Source organism: Streptomyces sp., assembly GCF_050698815.1.
Classification (GTDB): Bacteria; Actinomycetota; Actinomycetes; order Streptomycetales; family Streptomycetaceae; genus Streptomyces.
In genome coordinates this window covers 1-3,302 of record NZ_JBOHCV010000742.1, presented here as the reverse complement: position 1 = coordinate 3,302, position 3,302 = coordinate 1, and the positions used below count along the sequence as shown (strand labels likewise).

Below are 3,302 nucleotides of genomic sequence, written 5' to 3'. Positions count from 1 at the left end.
GGCCGCGGCTCCGCGCGGCGAGCGCGGCGGCACGTCGGAGGATTCCGCGGCGCCGCGCGGGTCCACGACGGCCGCCGCCGGGCGAGACACCCATGGACGTTCCGCGGGCGCGGCGGCGCACGCGTCGGACGCCGCGGGTAGCGCGGTGGCCGTCGAGGCCCCGGTGCGGATCACGGACGCCGAGACGGTCCGGCTGCTGCACCCCGGTGACCGAATCGATGTGATCGCAAGCACAGATGAAGACCGCCCTGCGCGGGTAGTGGCCAAGGGTGTGCGAGTGGCTCGCGTGCCGAAGTCCGGCGACACCGGCTCGGGCGAGGGAGCGCTCGTCGTGCTCAGGGTGCCGCGCGAGACCGCGCTGGCGCTCGCCGGCGCGGCGGCCACCACTCGCCTCGCGGTAACGCTGTGCTGAGCCCGGACCGGCGCTCTCCCACCGTTCGCCGTGACCGCGGAGAGTCCGAGAAGAGGCAGGTCGGAAAGCATGGAAACAACGTCCGGGAGCGAGAAGAAGGGCCTCCTGACGGGATTCAGGGAATTCCTGCTGCGCGGCAACGTGGTCGAACTGGCCGTCGCCGTCGTCGTCGGAACCGCCTTCAGCAAGATCGTGGATTCCGTCGTCAAGGGCCTGATCAACCCGCTGGTGGGGGCCATAGGGACGAAGGACCTGGGCGAGTACCAGTCCTGCCTGAAGTCCCCGTGCGACGTGAACGCGACGGGCGAGGTGGTCAGTGGCGTCCCGATCAACTGGGGGCCGGTGCTGAGCGCTTCGCTGACCTTCCTGATCACGGCCGCGGTCGTCTACTTCCTCATGATCCTGCCGATCACCAGGTACAAGGAGCGGCAGGCCGCCAAGAACCCGGTGGCCGAGGCGCCCGCGGGCGTGACCGAGGTCGACCTGCTGGCCGAGATCCGCGATCTGCTCGTCGCCCAGCGCAACGGCCCGGGCGCCCCCGAGGGGGCCGCGGGTACCGAAGACTCCGTGGGACGGCAACGGGACGGGGGCCTGAGCACCGAGAAGTAGCGGCGGGCTCCGGCTCCGGGCCGCGTCACACGTGGTGGGGCGGCTTCTCGTCCAGGAAGCGGGCCAGGTCCGCCGCCGGGGTGCCGGAGCCGCTGCCGACCCCTCCCTCGCCCCAGCCGTCGTCGGTGTCGTCCGCGGACCGCAGGCTCAGCGGGTCGCCGAAGACCAGCGCGGGCGCGGGATCTTCGGACTCTGCGGGCTGTCGCGGACCGGTACTCATGTGTCCAGCGTACGGGGCGCCCGTACGCCTGGTATCCATGCCGCATGACAACTCAGGACGCCCTCACGGATGTGCGGGGACTGCGGGTCGGGCACGCACAGCGGTCCGGGGGCGACCGGCCCGGCTGGCTGACCGGCACGACGGTGGTACTGGCCCCCGAAGGCGGAGCCATAGCCGGTGTGGACTCGCGGGGTGGCGCTCCGGGCACCCGGGAGACGGACGCGCTGGATCCGCGGAACGTGGTGGAGCGTATCCACGCGGTGGTGCTGACCGGCGGCAGCGCTTTCGGGCTCGACTCCGCGGGCGGCGTGATGAGCTGGCTGGAGGAGCAGGGCCGGGGCGTACGCGTGGGACCGGACCCCGCGCAGGTGGTGCCGGTGGTGCCGGCCGCCGTCCTCTTCGACCTGGGGCGTGGCGGGCGCTGGCACAGCCGCCCGGACGCGACGCTGGGCCGGGAGGCGGTGGAGGCGGCCGCCCGTACGGAGCCGGGGGCGCCGGTCCCGCAGGGCAATGTGGGTGCGGGCACCGGAGCCGTGGTCGGCGGCCTGAAGGGCGGGATCGGCACGGCGAGCGCCGTGCTTCCTTCAGGGACAGCGGTGAGCGCGCTGACGGCGCTCAACGCGGCCGGTTCGGCAGTGGACCCGCGCACGGGTGCGCTGTACGGAGAGCTGCTGGAGGGGGAGTTGCGGGACGGGCTGCCCCGCGTCCCCGGCGCGGAACGGCACGCGGAAGCGCGGCGGCTGCTGTCGGAGGCACGGGAGAAGACGGAAGACCGGACGGCGGGGGTGCTGCGGCCTCCCTTCAACACCACTCTGGCCGTGGTCGCGACCGATGCCGCTCTCACCCGGCCCCAGGCCCAGAAGCTGGCGGGCGTGGCGCACGACGGACTGGCCCGAGCGGTGCGGCCGGTGCACCTCATGCACGACGGCGATACCGTCTTCGCCCTCGCCACCTCGGAACGCCCCTTGGCGGAGGAGGAGTTCAACGATCTGCTTGCCGCCGGTGCGGATGTGCTGACGCGGGCCGTGGTGAAGGCGGTGCTGGCCGCAGAGAGCGTGGACGGACCGGGCGGCGTCTTCCCCTCCTACCGCGACCTTTACGGCCGGCCCGCGCGGCACGGCTGACCGGCGACCACTCAGGCGGAGACGCGCACGTCACTGCCGGGCTTGCGGTTCGTGCCGTCCGCGTAGGCCGCCTCGCCGGTGCCCTCCGCGTCGCCGGCCTGCTGCTCCTGGCCGGCCCGCCCGGACGGACTGGGCACGGTGCTGGGCACGGCAGCCAAGAGCCCCGGCGCTCGGGGGAGGGCACCGGGGCTCGTCCTGGGGCGGCACATGATCGCCGCATTCTGTTGTCCTGCTTTCTGCTGTGCTCTTGTTCCTACGGCCGCTGTTCCTACGGCCGCGGCACGGTCCTTCGTCAGACGTCAGGCCGCCGCGTCGAAGCCGGTGTCCGAGGCCAGCTTCTTCAGCTCCAGCAACGCGTGCTTCTCGATCTGGCGGATCCGCTCCCGCGTCAGTCCGTGCTGCTTGCCGACCTCCGTGAGCGTGCGCTCGCGTCCGTCGAGCATGCCGTAACGCGCCTTGATGATCGAGGCGGTGCGGTTGTCGAGGCGGCCGATGAGGTGTTCCAGCTCCTCCCGGCGCAGCACTGTCAGCACAGACTGCTCCGGCGAGGCGGCGGAGGTGTCCTCCAGCAGGTCGCCGAACTGCGTCTCGCCCTCCTCGTCCACCGACATGTTCAGGCTGACCGGGTCGCGCGCCCAGTCGAGCACGTCGACGACGCGCTCCGGCGTGGAGCTCAGCTCGGCGGCGACCTCTGCGGGCTCCGGCTCGCGCCCGTGCTCCCTGTTGAACTCACGCTGGACGCGGCGGATGCGCCCCAGCTCCTCCACCAGATGAACAGGCAGCCGGATGGTCCGGGACTGGTCGGCGATGGACCGCGTGATGGCCTGCCGGATCCACCAGGTCGCGTACGTGGAGAACTTGAAGCCCTTGCGGTAGTCGAACTTCTCCACCGCGCGGACCAGACCCGCGTTGCCCTCCTGGATCAGGTCCAGCAGCG

At 72.3% G+C, this 3,302-nt stretch carries 6 protein-coding genes; 3 read left to right on the top strand and 3 right to left on the bottom strand.

What is annotated here, in order from left to right; all coding sequences use genetic code 11:
- Both ACRDP3_RS26410 and mscL read left to right on the top strand, forming a co-directional pair.
- Positions 1 to 412, top strand: a 412-nt coding sequence (locus ACRDP3_RS26410) for a hypothetical protein (RefSeq protein ID WP_431519522.1), incomplete at its 5' end; no start/stop codon positions are given.
- Between the two features lie 69 nt (positions 413 to 481).
- A complete protein-coding gene (gene mscL / locus ACRDP3_RS26405; RefSeq protein ID WP_431519521.1) occupies positions 482 to 1,021 on the top strand; it encodes a large conductance mechanosensitive channel protein MscL in 540 nt (179 codons plus the stop codon).
- 25 nt (positions 1,022 to 1,046) lie between these two features.
- Here the strand turns inward: mscL and ACRDP3_RS26400 are convergent, their stop codons facing one another.
- Entirely contained in the window at positions 1,047 to 1,241 is a 195-nt protein-coding gene (locus ACRDP3_RS26400) for a hypothetical protein (protein WP_431519520.1), read from the bottom strand.
- Between the two features lie 44 nt (positions 1,242 to 1,285).
- On the opposite strand from ACRDP3_RS26400, the gene ACRDP3_RS26395 reads away from it, so the two are divergent.
- Positions 1,286 to 2,365 (top strand): P1 family peptidase, encoded by a 1,080-nt coding sequence (locus tag ACRDP3_RS26395; RefSeq protein ID WP_431519519.1) that lies wholly within the window; start codon positions 1,286 to 1,288, stop codon positions 2,363 to 2,365.
- An 11-nt stretch (positions 2,366 to 2,376) separates the two neighbouring features.
- Here the strand turns inward: ACRDP3_RS26395 and ACRDP3_RS26390 are convergent, their stop codons facing one another.
- Together ACRDP3_RS26390 and ACRDP3_RS26385 are read right to left on the bottom strand one after the other, a co-directional pair.
- A complete protein-coding gene (locus ACRDP3_RS26390; RefSeq protein ID WP_431519518.1) occupies positions 2,377 to 2,502 on the bottom strand; it encodes a hypothetical protein in 126 nt (41 codons plus the stop codon).
- Positions 2,503 to 2,664: 162 nt separating this feature from the next.
- Positions 2,665 to 3,302, bottom strand: a 638-nt coding sequence (locus ACRDP3_RS26385) for a sigma-70 family RNA polymerase sigma factor (protein WP_431519517.1), incomplete at its 5' end; no start/stop codon positions are given.